Origin of the sequence: Aeromonas sp. Y293-4 (assembly GCF_027705905.1) — a bacterium.
Lineage (GTDB): Bacteria > Pseudomonadota > Gammaproteobacteria > Enterobacterales > Aeromonadaceae > Aeromonas > Aeromonas veronii.
Genome location: NZ_JAPDCI010000008.1, coordinates 181,397 through 197,392, shown reverse-complemented (window position 1 = coordinate 197,392; position 15,996 = coordinate 181,397). Strand labels below are relative to the sequence as shown.

19 protein-coding genes are annotated in these 15,996 nt (G+C 61.5%); 11 read left to right on the top strand and 8 right to left on the bottom strand.

Features of this window, described 5'->3' with window-relative positions; all coding sequences use genetic code 11:
• Nucleotides 1–140: 140 nt before the first annotated feature.
• The 3 genes from metJ to OKC31_RS11455 all read left to right on the top strand — a co-directional run bounded on the left by metJ (nucleotide 141) and on the right by OKC31_RS11455 (nucleotide 1,651).
• Nucleotides 141–464 (top strand): met regulon transcriptional regulator MetJ, encoded by a 324-nt coding sequence (metJ, locus tag OKC31_RS11465; protein ID WP_005340251.1) that lies wholly within the window; start codon nucleotides 141–143, stop codon nucleotides 462–464.
• A gap of 41 nt (nucleotides 465–505) precedes the next feature.
• The gene (locus tag OKC31_RS11460) at nucleotides 506–1,240 is read left to right on the top strand and encodes an AraC family transcriptional regulator (protein ID WP_247823874.1); all 735 of its coding nucleotides are present in this window, start codon (nucleotides 506–508) and stop codon (nucleotides 1,238–1,240) included.
• Nucleotides 1,241–1,312: 72 nt separating this feature from the next.
• Nucleotides 1,313–1,651, top strand: a complete 339-nt coding sequence (locus tag OKC31_RS11455) for a tRNA-binding protein (RefSeq protein ID WP_005343050.1) — start codon at nucleotides 1,313–1,315, stop codon at nucleotides 1,649–1,651.
• A gap of 76 nt (nucleotides 1,652–1,727) precedes the next feature.
• Here OKC31_RS11455 and OKC31_RS11450 read toward each other — a convergent pair whose 3' ends face one another.
• A complete protein-coding gene (locus OKC31_RS11450; RefSeq protein WP_103252478.1) occupies nucleotides 1,728–2,999 on the bottom strand; it encodes an aromatic amino acid transport family protein in 1,272 nt (423 codons plus the stop codon).
• A gap of 191 nt (nucleotides 3,000–3,190) precedes the next feature.
• Here OKC31_RS11450 and OKC31_RS11445 point away from each other — a divergent pair, with 191 nt between their 5' ends.
• Nucleotides 3,191–3,439 (top strand): hypothetical protein, encoded by a 249-nt coding sequence (locus OKC31_RS11445; RefSeq protein ID WP_247823875.1) that lies wholly within the window; start codon nucleotides 3,191–3,193, stop codon nucleotides 3,437–3,439.
• Here OKC31_RS11445 and cysQ read toward each other — a convergent pair.
• Nucleotides 3,436–4,248: a 3'(2'),5'-bisphosphate nucleotidase CysQ gene (gene cysQ / locus OKC31_RS11440; protein ID WP_042053272.1), complete on the bottom strand. Its 813-nt coding sequence runs from the start codon at nucleotides 4,246–4,248 to the stop codon at nucleotides 3,436–3,438. The genes OKC31_RS11445 and cysQ overlap by 4 nt on opposite strands.
• Nucleotides 4,249–4,285: 37 nt before the next feature.
• Entirely contained in the window at nucleotides 4,286–4,894 is a 609-nt protein-coding gene (gene nudE, locus OKC31_RS11435) for an ADP compounds hydrolase NudE (RefSeq protein WP_180343321.1), read from the bottom strand.
• A 144-nt stretch (nucleotides 4,895–5,038) separates the two neighbouring features.
• Between nudE and yrfG the strand changes: the two genes are divergently transcribed.
• The gene (gene yrfG / locus OKC31_RS11430) at nucleotides 5,039–5,719 is read left to right on the top strand and encodes a GMP/IMP nucleotidase (RefSeq protein ID WP_139741524.1); all 681 of its coding nucleotides are present in this window, start codon (nucleotides 5,039–5,041) and stop codon (nucleotides 5,717–5,719) included.
• Between the two features lie 85 nt (nucleotides 5,720–5,804).
• Here the strand turns inward: yrfG and OKC31_RS11425 are convergent, their stop codons facing one another.
• The 4 genes from OKC31_RS11425 to OKC31_RS11410 all read right to left on the bottom strand — a co-directional run bounded on the left by OKC31_RS11425 (nucleotide 5,805) and on the right by OKC31_RS11410 (nucleotide 8,470).
• Entirely contained in the window at nucleotides 5,805–6,017 is a 213-nt protein-coding gene (locus OKC31_RS11425; RefSeq protein WP_111805991.1) for a hypothetical protein, read from the bottom strand.
• 178 nt (nucleotides 6,018–6,195) lie between these two features.
• The gene (locus OKC31_RS11420; RefSeq protein WP_201980260.1) at nucleotides 6,196–6,534 is read right to left on the bottom strand and encodes a DUF1294 domain-containing protein; all 339 of its coding nucleotides are present in this window, start codon (nucleotides 6,532–6,534) and stop codon (nucleotides 6,196–6,198) included.
• Nucleotides 6,531–7,121, bottom strand: coding sequence for a sugar O-acetyltransferase (locus OKC31_RS11415; RefSeq protein WP_247823876.1), 591 nt, complete (start codon nucleotides 7,119–7,121; stop codon nucleotides 6,531–6,533). The genes OKC31_RS11420 and OKC31_RS11415 overlap by 4 nt, the downstream gene beginning before the upstream one ends.
• Before the next feature lie 86 nt (nucleotides 7,122–7,207).
• Entirely contained in the window at nucleotides 7,208–8,470 is a 1,263-nt protein-coding gene (locus OKC31_RS11410) for an MgtC/SapB family protein (RefSeq protein WP_005343059.1), read from the bottom strand.
• A 217-nt stretch (nucleotides 8,471–8,687) separates the two neighbouring features.
• Between OKC31_RS11410 and OKC31_RS11405 the strand changes: the two genes are divergently transcribed.
• The 6 genes from OKC31_RS11405 (at nucleotide 8,688) to cbl (ending at nucleotide 14,480) form a co-directional block, all read left to right on the top strand.
• Nucleotides 8,688–9,689: a sulfate ABC transporter substrate-binding protein gene (locus tag OKC31_RS11405; protein WP_247823877.1), complete on the top strand. Its 1,002-nt coding sequence runs from the start codon at nucleotides 8,688–8,690 to the stop codon at nucleotides 9,687–9,689.
• Nucleotides 9,690–9,745: 56 nt separating this feature from the next.
• On the top strand, nucleotides 9,746–10,321 hold the full coding sequence (locus OKC31_RS11400; RefSeq protein WP_270656980.1) for an RBBP9/YdeN family alpha/beta hydrolase: 576 nt from the start codon (nucleotides 9,746–9,748) through the stop codon (nucleotides 10,319–10,321).
• 271 nt (nucleotides 10,322–10,592) lie between these two features.
• Entirely contained in the window at nucleotides 10,593–11,432 is an 840-nt protein-coding gene (gene cysT, locus OKC31_RS11395; RefSeq protein WP_247823879.1) for a sulfate ABC transporter permease subunit CysT, read from the top strand.
• A complete protein-coding gene (gene cysW / locus OKC31_RS11390) occupies nucleotides 11,429–12,319 on the top strand; it encodes a sulfate ABC transporter permease subunit CysW (RefSeq protein ID WP_247823880.1) in 891 nt (296 codons plus the stop codon). The genes cysT and cysW overlap by 4 nt, the downstream gene beginning before the upstream one ends.
• 22 nt (nucleotides 12,320–12,341) lie before the next feature.
• Nucleotides 12,342–13,409 (top strand): sulfate/molybdate ABC transporter ATP-binding protein, encoded by a 1,068-nt coding sequence (locus OKC31_RS11385; RefSeq protein ID WP_108613814.1) that lies wholly within the window; start codon nucleotides 12,342–12,344, stop codon nucleotides 13,407–13,409.
• A gap of 123 nt (nucleotides 13,410–13,532) precedes the next feature.
• Nucleotides 13,533–14,480, top strand: coding sequence for an HTH-type transcriptional regulator Cbl (cbl, locus tag OKC31_RS11380; protein ID WP_216959546.1), 948 nt, complete (start codon nucleotides 13,533–13,535; stop codon nucleotides 14,478–14,480).
• A 58-nt stretch (nucleotides 14,481–14,538) separates the two neighbouring features.
• Here the strand turns inward: cbl and gbpA are convergent, their stop codons facing one another.
• Nucleotides 14,539–15,960, bottom strand: coding sequence for an N-acetylglucosamine-binding protein GbpA (gene gbpA / locus OKC31_RS11375; protein WP_247823881.1), 1,422 nt, complete (start codon nucleotides 15,958–15,960; stop codon nucleotides 14,539–14,541).
• Between the last annotated feature and the right edge of the window lie 36 nt (nucleotides 15,961–15,996).

Here is a 15,996-nt window from a genome sequence, read left to right as displayed (position 1 = left end):
GGCTCATGGACAACCACACTACGCCAGCTTAAAAAAGCCGTCAACACTTCCAGACGTCTAAATGGCTTTGCTGTTGGATTGCCATTAATTTCCTTAAGGGTTAAAATCCGCGCTCACGGCTAAATGAGAACAGGTGAGTCATGGGAACAGAGTGGAACGGCGACTACGTCAGCCCCTACGCGGAACACGGTAAGAAGAGCGAACAGGTCAAGAAGATTACCGTCTCGATCCCGCTCAAGGTGTTGAAAGTGTTGACCGATGAGCGCACCCGCCGTCAGGTGAACAACCTGCGTCATGCGACCAACAGCGAGCTGCTCTGTGAAGCCTTCCTGCACGCTTTCACCGGCCAGCCGCTCCCTTGCGACGAAGATTTGCGCAAGGATCAACCGGACAGTGTCCCGGCCGAAGCGCGCGCCATCATGGAAGCGCTGGGCAAAGAGATCGAAGATTTCGACAAGGAATAACCCCCAATGACGCGGCCCTGGCCGCGTCATTGCTATCTGCCATGTCCCGCTTCAGCCTGCGCCACTATCACCACCACGTCTGCAGCCATAGTCACGACTTTGCCCAGTTGGTGATCCCCCTCGACGGCCCCCTCGAGATTGAGGTGCAGGGCCGGGGGCGCAGGCTTGCCCCCGGTTCTGCCTGCATCATCGCTCCCGGCGAGCGGCACGACTACGCCGCCGATCCGACGCTTTCGTTTCTGGTGCAGGAGAGCGACTGGCTGCCCGGCGATCTGGCGGCTTGCCCCTTTATCGAGCTGGATGAGCCCCAGCGCCACTACCTCGCGTTTCTGCACCGCATGGTGGCCGAGGGGCGGCAGGTGGCTGGCATGGAGCAGGTGTGGCTCTCTCTGCTGGCTGAAGGGCTGGGGATGCAGAGTGCAGCCATGCCGCGCCTTGCCGCCCGCATCCTCAAGGTGCAACGCCATATCGATGCCAACCTCGCCGCCCCGCTGACCAATCAGCAACTCGCCGCCATCGCCTGCCTTGGCCAGAGCCAGTTCAAGCTCGCCTTTCGCCAGCAGTTGGGGATGAGCGTCTCCCACTACATTCGCAGTCGGCGCATGGCGCTGGCGCGCACCCTGCTTGCCGGTACGCAACTGCCCGTTGGCGAGATTGCCAGCCGTTGTGGTTACCAGAATCAGGGGGCCTTCAGCGAGCGCTTCCTGGCCGAGAGCGGGCTCACTCCGTCCCTCTGGCGCCAGCAAAACGGCCACCTGCCGCAACGAAACGGCTGATCGCCGAAGACAGGTTTCTCTCTTTGGGCCATGGTGCGGGTCATGCAAGGTGCATGATAAACAGGAGCCAAGATGGAGACGATTAGCTGGCAGGATTTCGAGATGGTGGAGCTGAGGGTGGGCACCCTGGTGCGGGTCGAGCCGTTCCCCGAGGCGCGCAAACCGGCCTACAAGGTATGGGCGGATTTTGGCCCTGAACTGGGGATTCGCAAGAGCAGTGCCCAGATCACCGCCCTCTACCAGCCAGAGCAGCTGGTAGGCCGCCAGATCATCGCCGTAGTCAACTTCCCGACCAAGCAGATCGGCCCGTTTCAGTCTGAATTTCTGCTGACCGGTTTCTATCGGCCGGATGGCGCTGTAGTGATGGCTATCCCCGAGCAGGCGGTGGAGAACGGCGCCAGGCTGGGCTGAGCTGAGCTCACACCCGAACAGAGACAAGAGAGGCGACCCAAGGTCGCCTCTCTTTTTTGGTTTCTGCTGCGAGTCGTTACTTCAACAGGCTGAAGATCAGCGCCGATACCGCCAGCGAGCCGGTCAGCAGGATAAAGCCGTTGGTCCAGCCGTGACGGAAGCGGGCCAGCGCCTCCACCTTATAGATGGCAATCACCGGCATGATAAACAGGATCATGGCGATCACCGGGCCGGAGAGGGTTTCCATCAGCCCCAGAATGCCCGGGTTGATGACGGCGGCACCCCAGATAGAGAAGAACATCAGGGCGATGCCGACTTTGTCCGCCTTGGCCAGCGGCAGGCCGGTGGGCTTGGCGATCAGGCTTTTCAGGCTTTCGCGGGCACCGAGGAAGTGGCCGAGGAAGGAGGAGCTGATGGCGATAAAGGCGATGAGCGGCCCCAGAGTCACGATCACCGGGTTGTCGGTGATGTTGGCGAGATAGGAGAGCACAGAGACGTTCTGGGCCTTGGCTTCTGCCAGCTGGGCTGGCGAGAGGCTCAGCACGCAGGAGAAGACGAAGAACAGCACGAAGCCTACCAGCATCACAGTTGTGTTGCGCAGGATCAGGCCGCTCTTGGCTTCGGCCTGCTCGCCATATTCACGGCGCTGCACGTTGGCAAAGCCGGAGATGGCGGCGGCGTGGCTGAAGGCGAACACGGTGACCGGCAGCGCCAGCCAGACGGTGTTGAGGAAGCTGACCCCTTCAAACGCGGTCACTTCCGGCCATTGCCACTGAGGTATCAGGTAGCAGGAGAGGGCCGCCAGAATGGCCGCCAGCGGATAGACCATAAAGGCGAAGGCACGCAGCATCGCTTTCTCACCCGCCAGCATCACGGCGATCATGGCAAATACCAGCAGGCCGGAGAGCATCACCCGATCCGGGGTCGCCATGCCGAGCTGGTTGACCATGAAGCTCTCTACCGTGTTGGTCAGCCCGACCCCGTAGATGAGCAGGATCGGGAAGATGGAGAGGAAATAGAGCGCCGAGATGAGGCGACCGGCCATCTTGCCGAAGTGCTCCTCCGCCACTTCAGTGAAGTCGGCGTGGGGGCGCGAAGAGGAAAGCACGAAGCGCGCCAGCCCTCGGTGGGCGAGGAAGGTCATGGGGCCCGCCAGTACCGCGACGATGACAAGGGGCCAGATGCCGCCCAGACCCAGATTGATAGGCAGGAACAGGATACCGGCCCCAACGGCGGTGCCAAACAGGCTGATGACCCAGTGGGTGTCGTGACGGCGCCAGCGGGTGGTGCTGGCTGTGGTGGAGCAGGAACCGGATAGCTCCTTGGTAGCCTCTACAGATAAACTCATTACTAATTCACTTTTTGTTAGTGTTTTAATCTGAGTTCATTGTGGTTTATCGGGATTTAATTCTCAAAAAACGAGACTGAAACATATCACTGCCATTGCGGGGTTTAGCCAGCGAGATTGGGAATGGAATCTGGTTCACAGAATGGAACAAAACTGATATTGGTGATTTTTGTGAAATATAAAACCAAAATTTGATCTACTATCATTTTTTTATTTTGGCTAATCAGGTGTTTTCAGGATTACGTGAAAATTGCACCATTTCTCGCCGACCGATTGTGATGTTTCACTATCATTTTGCCGCTTTGCCAGCGTATCACGCTGTTCAAGAGCGCCTTGACCAGCGGATCACACCGGCCATCACCCCGGACAACGACTCTGAAAAAGCAGGCGGCCATCGTACCGCCTGCTTGTCTGGTGTGATGATATCGCTATCCGCCTAGTGGGCCAGAATGCTACCCCAGGCGAGGTCCGGATCCCCCATCACGATAAAGTCAGGGTTCTCCAGCGACTCGGTTTCGTTGTAACTGAGCGGCTGCAACGCCAGGCTGAGGATGCGGCCACCAGCCGCCTCGACGATGCACTGGGCTGCGGCGGTGTCCCACTCGCCGGTGGGGCCGAGCCGCACGTAGCAATCGGCCGCCCCTTCCGCCACCAGACAGGATTTGAGGGAGCTGGAACCGAGCGGGATCAGCTCGTAGTTGATGGCCGGGTTGAGGCGGCGGGTGAGGTTCTCCAGCTTCTGGCGGCGGCTGATGGCTACTACCAGCGAGTCGGGCTGGTCATGCTCGTGATGCATGGCGCTGATGGGCAGTACCTCGCCATTCACCTCCTTGAAGGCGCCGTAGCCGCGCACCGCCCAGTAGAGCACGTTGGACTCGGGAGCGTAGATGACCCCGAGCACCGGCACATTGTCCCGCACCAGGGCAATCAGGGTGGCGAAATCGCCGCTACCCGCGATAAATTCGCCAGTGCCGTCGAGGGGGTCCACCAGCCAGTACTGCCGCCAGTTGGATCGCTGGCTGAAGGGGATGTCGGCTGCCTCTTCGGTCAGCACCGGCACATGGGGGGTGAGCGCCGACAGCGCCTGTTTGAGGTAGGCATCGGCAGCAAGATCGGCACTGGTGACCGGGGTCGCATCCTCCTTCAGCTGACGCTCGAACTGACCGCCATGATAGATGTCGTGAAGGATCCTTCCGGCTTCGCGGGCAATCTCCTTGACCCCCGGCACCCAGGCCAACAACTCCTGCATCTCGTTATCCTCTGTCTGTTAACTGCCCGTCTGCGGGCTACTCTGCTTGCTCCGCCAGCCACTTTTGGGCCAGGAGCAGGGCACTGATGCTGCGCGACTCGGTGAAGTCGGGTCGCGCCAGCAATTCGTCGATCCGGTTGAGTGGCCAGGGGATCACCTCCAGCGGTTCGGGTTCGTCGCCGATCCGCTGCTCGGGGAAGAGGTCCCGCGCCAGCAGGATATCCATCCGGCTGGAGAAGTAACCGGGCGCCAGCGACACCTGTTTGAGCAGGGTGAGGCTGTTGGCGCCAAAGCCCGCCTCCTCCATCAGCTCCCGGTTGCCCGCCTCGAAGGCATCTTCGCCCGGGTCGATCAGCCCCTTGGGGAAGCCCAGCTCGTAGGAGTGGGTGCCTGCGGCATATTCGCGCACCAGCAGCAGGGTGTGGGCATCGAACAGCGGCACCACCATGACGGCGCCACGATTACCGCCGCGCATCCGCTCGTAGACCCGCTCTTCGCCGTTGGAGAATTTGAGGTGTAGCGATTCCACCTTGAACAGTCGGCTCTCGGCCACGATATCGGCCTTGAGGATCTCCGGCTTGCACTTGGGGTGATCCAGTTGGTCGGCTGAGATGTGCTCGGGTTTGCTCTTGTGGGGGTCGCTCATCGGACGCTGGCTGCTCGTTAAAAAATAGTGCTTCAAGAGTAAACGACTCTCACACCGAACACCACGGGCCAGGGATGGCAAAGGGGGAGGAAAAATCCGTTATACTGCCGCCCCGTTTTCCGAGATCCGCGATCAAGAGGCCCGATGCCACACTCCCGCTCCACCACCTTGCCCTGGCACCAGATAGATACCGTCTTGCTCGATATGGATGGCACCCTGATCGATCTGCATTTTGACAACCACCTCTGGCAGCAGCTGGTGCCGGAGCGTTACGCCGAGCGACTCGGGCTGCCGTTGGATGAAGCCAAAGCGCAGATCGACGTCCACTATCACGCCGTCAACGGCACCCTCAACTGGTACTGCGTGGATTACTGGAGCGAGACCCTGGGGCTCGACATTCGTGCCCTCAAGCAGGAGCTGCTGGCGAAGATCCAGTGGCGACCCCACGCCATCCCCTTTCTGGCCGCGCTACGCGCCGCGGGCAAGCAGCTGGTGCTTTTCACCAACGCCCACCCCGCCAGCCTGTCGGTGAAGGATGCGCAACTCGGTCTTGCCGACCATCTGGATCTGATGGTGAGTACCCACGAGCTGGGCTGGTCGAAGGAGAGCCAGCACTGCTGGCAGGCGCTGGCCGAGCGGCTGGCGTTCGATCCGGCCCGCACCCTGTTTGTGGATGACAGCGAGCGGATCCTGCGGGCTGCCGCCGACTACGGTATCGGCTATCAGCTGGCGATCCAGAATCCGGACAGCTGCAAGCCGGAGCAGAGCATCACCGCTTTTCCGGCGATCCGCGATTATGCGGAGTTGCTGCCGCTGGCAATCTGAATTTGCTGAAACGAAAGAGGGCTGCATCATGCAGCCCTCTTTCTTTGATTTGAATTTTGGTTATCTGACGCCTGATGGCGAAAAATCACAGCTCCCGAAACGGGCGCCGTTTCTCTTCCTCGATGACGATCGCCTCCAGATTGGCGATCCGCTCCTGCAGCTCCCGAATGACCAGATCCTGCTTGCCGAGGCGGTCGGTAATGCGGGCATCCCCCATCTGATAGCGAGCCCGTTTTCCGAGATATCCGAACAATACGCTGATAAATACGATCAGGACTATGCCTGTCCACATGGTCATGTCACGACTCCTTGTCGTTATCAATATGGTCATCATAAACGACGAAAACGCTGATGGGATCCGTTCTGTTTTCTCACAGCCGCCAATTGGCCGCAATGGGGCCCGTTTCGCCTTTGTGATGCAGTTGGCTATTACTGCCAGAGCGGGCGGCCAAGCCACCACCTTGTTACCCGGGTGGCTATTGCTGCCAGAGAGGGCGGCCAAGCCAGAGGGCCCACAGGGTGAGGTGCAGCAGCACGATAAACCAGAAGACCAGCCGGTAGCTGCGCTTCTGGGTCTTGTGGCGCAGCCACTGGCGGGCAACCAGCGCCCCCGGCCAGCCGCCGCACAGCTCCAGCAGATGGAGCCTCGATTCGGGAATGCGCCACTCACCCCGTACCGCCTGCCGCTTGTCCCAGGCGTAGGCGGCTACCGTGAGCAGGCTCATGGAGAGCAACACGGCCAGCGGCCACCACTGCTGGCCGTCGAGGCCGAGCCAGAGGGCGGCGCCCAGTGGCAGCAGCGCCAGCGCCATCATTGGGCCAGCTCCCAGCAGCGCTCCTCGTCCTGCTTGAGGGGGCGGATCACCTTGGCCGGATTGCCCACCGCCACCGAGTCGGCAGGGATGTCGCGGGTCACCACGGCGCCTGCGCCAATGATGGATCGCGGCCCTATGGTAACGCCGGGGCAGATGATGGCGCCGCCGCCAATCCAGCAGTCGTCACCGATCCGCACCGGCTTGTTGTAGGCGGTCCAGTTGCGTCGTTCCAGATAGTTCATGGTGTGGGTGGCGGTGTAGATCTGCACGTTGGGGGCCAGCAGCACATGGCTGCCGATGTGCACTTCGCCCACGTCGAGAATGGTGACGTTGAAGTTGAAGAAGGTCTTCTCGCCGATATGAATGTTGCGGCCGAATTCGCAGGTGAACGGCGTGCTGATCCAGCAGGAGTCGGGGCAGTGGCCGAACAGCTCGCGGCAGATCTGCTGGCGCAGAGGGGCATCGCCCGCCGATGAACCATTGAGCCGGGCCAGCAGCGCCTGACCGCGGATCCGGTCGTTGGCTATCTCCTCGCTCTGGCTATCCAGTGCCCCGCCTGCCAGTACCTTGTCCCAGTCGCTCGCCATTGCTACCTCCCCATGCTGCAAGAGCAGGCAGTATACGTGACTGTCAGGGGCGCCGTCAGTCTGTCACTTGTTGCAGGTGATCCTCGTCAACCTGCGGGCCAGACGAGGGGCAGGATCAGCAGGGCCGAGACGAAGTAGGGGAGCAATACCCGCAGCCCGAGACTGCGACCGCCGATACCGAGGGCCAGCAACCCCTTCACCAGCGAGTTGATCAGCCCGGCCAGCAGAATGCCGCGGGCCGCTACCTCCAGCGCCAGCTCTTTATGGGAGAGTTGGGAGAGCGACAAGGTGATGGCATCCACGTCGGTGATCCCCGAAACCAGCGACAGCAGATAGACCCCGGAGTTGCCTACCTTGTCTTGCAGCAGAGTTGCCATAAAGCCGATCAGCGCCAACAGCAGGCCGAACTTGATGGCGGTGGCCAGATCGAGCGGGTTGCTGGTTTCCGGCTGCACCGGGCCGTCTGTCAGCTCCTCGCGCTGGCGCCAGAACCAGAAGGCAAAGCCGTACACCGTGGTCGCCAGCAACACAAGCGGGGCGGCGAGGCGCATCGCCAGTTCGCTGTGAATCAGCAGCACCAGTACCAGCAGCCGCAGCCACATGGTGGCCCCCGCCAGCAGGATGCCGGTGGCCAGCAGTCGCTCCAGCCCCCCCTGCTCCTTGTTGAGGCGGGCGAACTGCAGGGTGAGGGCGGTGGAAGAGGCCAATCCCGCCAGTATGCTGGTGAGCACCAGCCCGGCGCGGGTGCCGAGCAGACGAACCGCGAAGTGGCCACAAAACGAGATGCCGGCGATCACCACCACCATCAGCCAGATCTTGAAGGGGTTGAAGGCATCGAGGGGGCCCATCTCCTCGTTGGGCAGTACCGGCAGCAGTACCAGCGAGATGAGCAGAAAGCGCAGGGTGGCGTGGAATTCGGTTTCGCTGAGAAACAGCATCCCCTGCTGGATCTTGCCCTTGAGCCCCATCAGCAGTGCCGCCAGCACGGCGCAGGCGACCGCCTCGCTCGGGCTCAGCAGTACCGACATCAGCCCCAGCAGATAGGTGAGCAGCATGGCTACCGAGCTGGTGAGGCCGAACTCCCCTTGCCAGCGCTGGGCCAGCCAGACCGAGAGGCCGCAGCCGATCACCACCGCTAGCAGGCCGAGCAGCGGTAGCCAGGGGCCCAGGGTGGGCAACAGCAAACCGCATACCCCGCCGAGCAGGCCGATGAGGCCGTAGGTCCGCATTCCGGCGATGCGCTGGTTGTCCCCCAGCTGGCGCACCTGCCAGCCCCGCTCCAGCCCGATGATAAGGCCGATGGCCAGCGAGACCAGGGCTCCGTTGACCGGTTCTGCATTGATCCACATAACGACTTCCTTTTCGTCATCTGCCAGCCTTGTTCCCATGATGGCACAGCGAGCAAGGGGCCAGAGAGGCATGGCTCACAGAGTCTGCGTCCGGCTCCCGGTGCGGGTGGCTGAGTTGATATGAGCAAAAGAGATAAGCAAAGAGTTATTTCTTTCTTCTGGGCATAACAACTCCACGGCATGCTGTTCTCAACCCAACAAGATATGGAGTATCACCATGAAACTGCGAATGACCGCCCTGACCCTGCTCTCTCTGCTGGCATTTGGCCAGGCCAATGCCGCCGAGATCCGCCTGCTCAACGTCTCTTACGATCCGACCCGCGAGCTGTTTCAGGAGTACAACGCCGCCTTTGCAAAGGAGTGGAAGGCCAAAACCGGCGACGACGTGGTGGTGAGCCAGTCTCACGGTGGCTCCGGCAAGCAGGCCCGTGCTGTGGTGGATGGGCTGGAGGCCGACGTGGTATCGCTGGCGCTGGCCTACGATGTCAATGCCATCGCCAAGGCGGGGCTGACCGCTGCCGACTGGCAGAGTCGTCTCGGCAACAACGCCTCGCCCTATACCTCCACCATTGTCTTCCTGGTGCGCAAGGGCAATCCCAAGCAGATCAAGGATTGGGATGATCTGGTGCGCAAGGATGTCGCCATCGTGACTCCCAACCCCAAGACCTCCGGCGGGGCACGCTGGAACTATCTGGCCGCCTGGGGCTATGCCCTGAAGAAGAGCGGCAGTGAAGAGGGGGCCAAGCAGTTTGTTGGCGATCTCTTCAAGAACGTGAAGGTGCTGGACTCAGGCGCCCGCGGTGCCACCACCAGCTTTACCGAGCGCGGTCTCGGTGACGTGCTGCTGGCGTGGGAGAACGAAGCCCTGCTGGTGCTTGGTCAGGCGGGTGCCAGCGACAAGTTCGAGCTGGTGGTGCCTTCTGTCTCCATTCTGGCGGAGCCGCCGGTCGCGGTGGTGGACAAGGTGGCCAGGAAGCACGGTACCGAAGCGGTGGCCAAGGCCTATCTCGATTATCTCTACTCTGACGAGGGGCAGCATATTGTCGCCAAACATCACTATCGCCCCAGCAACCCGGCGATCCTGAAGGAGACCGCGGCCCAGTTCCCGCAGCTTGCCCTCTTTACCGTCAAGGATCTGGAAGGGGATTGGGAGAAAGCCCAGAAGAAACACTTCGCCCAGGGTGGTTTGTTTGACCAGATCTATCAGCCGGGTCGTTGATAGCTTCGTTATCCATCACTGAACTGGCCCCTGTGCCAGCCGATAGGAGCACCAAGATGAACAAGATCCTCCTGGTTCCCGGTCTGCACAACAGTGGGCCGGATCACTGGCAAAGTCGCTGGCACGAGCATTTTCCCTACTGGCAACGGATGACGGGTCTGCCATGGGAGAAACCGGATCTCACGGTCTGGAGTGCCAAGCTGGCGAGCAAGTTGAGAAGTCGCCGCAGTCGGGTCCATCTGGTGGCCCACTCTTTCGGTGCCCTGACCGCCATCGCGGCAGCCAGATTGCAGCCGGAGAAGGTGGCCTCGATCTTTCTGGTGGCGCCCGCCGATCCTGCCCGTTTTGGCATTGCGGATGAGGCCTTGGCCGGGCCGCTGCAGGTGTCGGCCCAGCTGGTGGCCAGCCGCAACGATCCCTGGATGAGCTTTGAACGGGCCGAGTACTGGAGCCGTCAGTGGCAGGTGCCGCTGTTCGATGCCGGTGAGGCGGGCCATATCAATGCCCAGTCAGGTCATGGGGATTGGCATCAGGGGCTGCATTTGCTAGGGGCACTCTACCGCCGTGGTGAGCTGGTGGTGGCACCGGTCAAGACCGCATCGCCCCGGCCGGTCGTACTGGGCTTTCGCTAGGTATCTGTGAAGTGGTTGGAGGGTTGGCGAGCGCGCTGTTCGCTGGCTACTCCATGCCCCCGTTCTTTGAATGCTCCGCTCCGTATTGCTCCATTTCTTAGGTCTTTTATTTATATAAAAGACCTTTTTTTATTTGGAGTGCGCCAAGAGCCTTGTGACTCTGCGGTTAGACAAAAAAGTGATTAGCAAAGTCGCAATTGATGTTTGTTGCCGATGAGGGGAGTGCGCAGAATCACCATATCGAAAATTCTTCATAACAGATGGATGTGTTATGCGATTTGGTTCTTATTCTGTCCTGCCCGGTTTTGGCCCCACCCTGGGGTTCAGCCTGCTCTATCTGGGCCTGCTGGTGCTGTTGCCGCTCTCGGCCCTGGTGCTGTTTGCGGTCAACAACCTGACCGCCGCCGAGTTCTGGCAGGTGATCGGTTCACCCCGGGTGCTCGCCTCCTTTCGCCTGAGCTTCGGTGCGGCCTTTGTCGCGGCGCTGCTCAACAGCCTGTTTGGCCTGATCCTGGCCTGGATCCTGGTGCGCTACACCTTCCCCGGTCGTCGTCTGGTGGATGCGCTGATCGACCTGCCGTTTGCCATGCCGACCGCCGTGTCCGGCATCGCCCTGTGCGCCATCTTCGCTCCCAACGGCTGGATCGGCCAGTTGCTGGCGCCGCTCGGCATCCAGCTCGCCTATAACCCCATTGGGGTGGTGATTGCCCTCACCTTTATCGGATTGCCGTTTGTGGTGCGTACCCTGCAGCCGGTGCTGCGGGAGGCTGAAACTGAACAGGAGGAGGCGGCCGCCAGCCTCGGCGCCGATCGCTGGCAGACCTTTATGCGGGTGCTCTGGCCGACCCTGATCCCGGCCCTGCTGACCGGCTTTGCGCTGGCGTTTGCCCGCGGGGTAGGGGAGTACGGTTCGGTCATCTTTATCGCCGGCAACCTGCCGATGGTCTCCGAAATCGCGCCACTGATGATCATGAGCCACCTGGAGGAGTACGACTATGCCGGTGCCTCTGCCATCGCCGTGGTGATGCTGCTGATTTCGTTCATTTTGTTACTGCTAATCAACAAGTTGCAGGCCTGGAGCTGGTCTCGCATCGGAGGGAGCCGGATATGAGTTCATCTGCTATCGCCATTGAGGCGGCCTCTGTGGAGGTGACCCCCGCTCGCAAGGCGCCGGTCGTGATCCATGAACCCCAGTGGGTCAAGTGGCTGCTCATCACGGTTGGTCTCGGCTGGTTTGCCGCCCTGTTGCTGCTGCCGTTGGCAACCGTCTTTATTCAGGCGCTGACGCCGGGGCTCGCTTTTTTCTGGCACGCCATCAGCGAGCCGGACGCTCTGAGTGCCCTTGGCCTCACCGCGCTGGTGACCCTCTGCGCCGTCCCACTCAATCTGCTGTTCGGGATCGCTGCGGCCTGGGCCATCGCCCGCTTCCGCTTCCCCGGTCGGCAGCTGCTCATCACCATCATCGATCTGCCCTTCTCGGTGTCGCCGGTGATCGCCGGTCTGATGCTGGTGTTGATGTTCGGCAGCCGCGGCTGGTTCGGTGACTGGCTGAGCGAACACGACATCAAGATCATCTTCGCCACCCCGGGGATCATCTTGGCCACCACCTTCATTACCGTGCCCTTCGTGGTGCGCGAGCTGCTGCCCCAGATGGAGGCGCGCGGCCCGGAAGAGGAAGAAGCCGCCATCATGCTGGGGGCGAGCGGCCTGCAGATGTTCTGGCGCGTCACCCTGCCCGGCATTCGCTGGAGCCTGATGTACGGCCTGCTGCTCTGTACCGCCCGTGCGGTCGGGGAGTTTGGCGCGGTGTCGGTGGTTTCCGGTCATATTCGCGGCCAGACCAATACCCTGCCGCTGCATATCGAGATCCTCTACAACGAGTACCAGACCGGCGCCGCCTTTGCAGTGGCAAGCCTCTTGGCTCTGTTCGGGATCTTCACCCTGCTGGGTGAAACCCTGTTGGCCCGGCTGCGTGCCCAGCCCACCAAATCTCACTGATCACCGTTTTAAAGAGGCAGCCATGAGCATTCAGGTTCAACAACTCAACAAGCATTTCAATCAGTACGCGGCGCTGGCAGACATCAACCTCGACTTTCACGACGGTGAGCTGGTGGCGCTGCTCGGCCCCTCCGGTTGCGGCAAGACCACCCTGCTGCGGATCATCGCCGGGCTGGAGCAGGCCGACAGTGGCAGCGTCATCATCCGCGGTGAGGACGCCTCGGATCTCCATGTGCGCGAGCGCAATGTCGGTTTCGTGTTCCAGCACTACGCCCTGTTTCGCCATATGACAGTCTTCGAGAACGTGGCGTTTGGCCTTAGAGTCAAACCGCGCAGTGAGCGCCCGGCCGAGGCGGCCATTCGCGCCCGGGTCAAGGAGCTGCTGGATCTGGTGCAGCTCAGCCATGTGGCCGAGCGCTATCCGACCCAGCTCTCCGGCGGTCAGCGTCAGCGGGTCGCGCTGGCTCGCGCGCTGGCGGTGCAGCCCAAGGTACTGCTCTTGGATGAGCCCTTCGGTGCCCTCGATGCGCAGGTGCGCAAGGAGCTGCGTCGCTGGCTGCGCGAGCTGCACGACGAGCTGCACGTCACCAGTCTGTTCGTCACCCACGATCAGGAAGAGGCGCTGGAGGTCGCGGATCGGGTGGTGCTGATGAATGCCGGACGGGTCGAGCAGATCGGCACCCCGGCCGAGGTCTACGACCAGCCCGCCAGCTCCTTCGTTCACAGCTTCCTTGGCAGCGTGAACCAGTTCCGCGGTCGGGTGGCGGAGCAGGGATTCGGTGTCGGCGAGCAGCTGCTCGGCGGGCCGTCAGCTTCTCATCTGGCCCACGGCAGTGCCGCCATCGCCTATGTCCGCCCCCATGAACTGGAGATCTTGCCAGCCGATGCGCCGGGCGGGATCCGTGCCACCATCACCCGTCTGCTGCCCATGGGGCCACGCATTCGGGTGGAGCTGCGTGGTGACGGTGAGACCAAAGGGGCTCACTATGAGGCGGAGCTGACCAAGGAGGCGGCCAAGCTGTTTGTCCCGGGTCAGGGGGTGAAGCTGGTGGCCAGACAGGCGCAGTTCTATCCCGATTATCAGATTTGATGCTGTGTTGCGGGCGGTGTGGCCGCCCGGTTCAGGCGCTCTGCCGGGGCATGATCCGGCCAAATAACAAAAATGAGAGGGGCGAGCAGATTGTGTCGCCCACTCTTCGCAGGAGGCGACAAGGTGAATTTTCAGCAGTTACGCATTATCCGGGAGGCTGCGCGGCGGGATTACAACCTGACCGAGGTGGCCAACGCCCTTTTTACCTCGCAATCCGGGGTGAGTCGCCATATCCGCGAGCTGGAAGAGGAGCTCGGTATCGAACTATTTATACGCTACGGCAAGCGGCTGCTCGGTATGACCGAGCCTGGCAAGGAGCTGCTGGTGATTGCCGAGCGCATTCTCAATGACGCCAACAACATCCGCAAACTGGCCAGTACCTTTGCCAACCGCGACTCGGGCCGTTTGCTGGTGGCGACCACCCATACCCAGGCCCGCTATGCCCTGCCGCGGGTGGTGAAGGCGTTTCGCGAGCAGTTTCCGCTGGTACAGCTGGAGCTGCGTCAGGGCAGCCCGGAGGAGATAGTGCGGCTGGTGCAGACCGGCGAGGTGGATATCGGCATCAGCAGCGAGCAGCTCGACAAGAGCGAAGGGGTGGTGGCATTTCCCTACTACCGCTGGCACCACAATATCGTGGTGCCCGAGCAACATCCACTGGCTGGTGAGCGGGAGCTGACGCTGGCGGCGCTGGCCAACTGGCCCATCGTCACCTATCAAGCCGGGTTGACCGGGCGGGTGCGCGTGGATGAAGCCTTTGCTGCGGCTGGCATCGAGCCACAGATCCTGCTGACGGCGCAGGACTCCGATGTCATCAAGACCTATGTCGAGCTGGAGATGGGGGTCGGCATACTGGCCGACATGGCGTTCGACGCACAGCGCGATCAGGGGCTGGTACAGCTCGATGGCAGCCATCTGTTTGCCCCCCACACCGCCTGGATTGGCCTCAAGCAGGGGCAGTTCCAGCACAACTTTGCCTGGCAGTTTATCCAGCTTTGCAACCCCGAGCTGGCGCTGGCGGATATTCAAGCCCGCGCCATGGGCAGCGAGCCTGCCCTCGACTTCCAGATTTGAATAGGAAGAGATGACAAAAGGGGAGCCAATGGCTCCCCTTTTGCTATCCGGTGGCGAGTTACTTCACTTCATCCCACGCCATCTGCCAGTGGGAGCCGATGCCCGGCTCGTACTGGGTGGCAGTGGTGGTCCACTGCTGGCAGTAGCCGCTGTAGGGGAAGGGCTTGCACTGATAGACCTTGCCATTTTTCGGCTGCTGCACCTTGGTGCCGGCGGCATAGGATTTGAGCGAGTTCGGGAAGACGAAGTCGTATTCGCCGCTGCTCTGCTCCTTGAACATCAGATCCATGGTCTGCTGAATGGTCTCGCCGCCCGCTTTCGGGGTGGCCTTGATCACCAGCTGGTGGTGACCTGCCTTGAGCCCTTCCAGCGCCATGGTAAAGGTGTGGCTGCTGTCCTTGATGTCGGCACTGCTTTCACCCTTGGCGACGCCGCCGTGGTCATAGAGGGTGTTGGTGACGGCCAGATCGCCCTGTGCGGTGACGGTGAAATCGAGGGTGGCCTTGCCGTTGTCCAGCACATAGTCGCTGGCCAGACCGCTGACGCTGATGCTGTCCACTACCGGCGGCTGCAGCTGTTGCAGGTCAATCTCGACCCGCTTCAGTTTGCTGTCTCGATGCAGATAGACGGGGTTCATACCGTAGACCGGATTGAACTGGCCATCGGCTCCTTGCTGACCGGCGCGGATCAGGCTCTGCTCGGCGTTGATCTTGCTGGCGAGGGCATGGGCCCAGTTGTTCTTCTGGCCCTGCTCGGCGGTGGTGATGGTCAGCACGGTCTGCAGCTCGGGGCGCTCGCCGTTGGCATCGAATACCCGGGTCATTGCCTTGTCACCCACTGCGAGATCGATGGAGGGGTAGATGGTGCCTGCCTGGCTCCACTCCAGCGGTGGCTGGCTGCCATCTTTGAACTTGGCATCGATGATGTTGTAGAAGCTGTTGCTGGTGTCGCCCACTTCCCACACGCCGAGGATCACCTGATAACCGGTGCGCTCCGGCAGGATGCAGTTATGGGTCACCTGCTTGGGCGGCTGCACCATGTTGCCGTCGATGACGCAGAAGGGGGTCAGGTCGAACGAGGCGCGGGTGAGCGGCTGGTTGGGGTTCCAGTCCTGCTTGGTGAGGTAGTAGCGCCAGTTACGGGTGACGTGGTTGGCAGTGAAGGTCCAGCTGATGGCGAAGGGACCGGGCTGTACTTCACGCTTGGTCCAGCGGTCGCTGGTCTGGATGTTCAGCTCGCTCCAGCGCGGGCTGCCCGCCGAGGCGATTTGTCCATCCTGCGGGCCGGTTTGCGGGAAGCCTGATGGGCCCTCCACGCTCTGGGGCTCCCACTGCACGCCGCCACACTGGCTGTTGCCACCGGTTTTGCACAGGTAGTTGCGGCTCTCGGGCTGGCTGATGTAGCCGTGGGCCAGGGCGCTGCCGCTGGCCAGCAGGGCCAGCATCGCCGCGATGTGATTGAGTTGGATTTTTGCTGCCATACATTCCTCTGTTCGATAGATGTGGGCAGTCAGTTG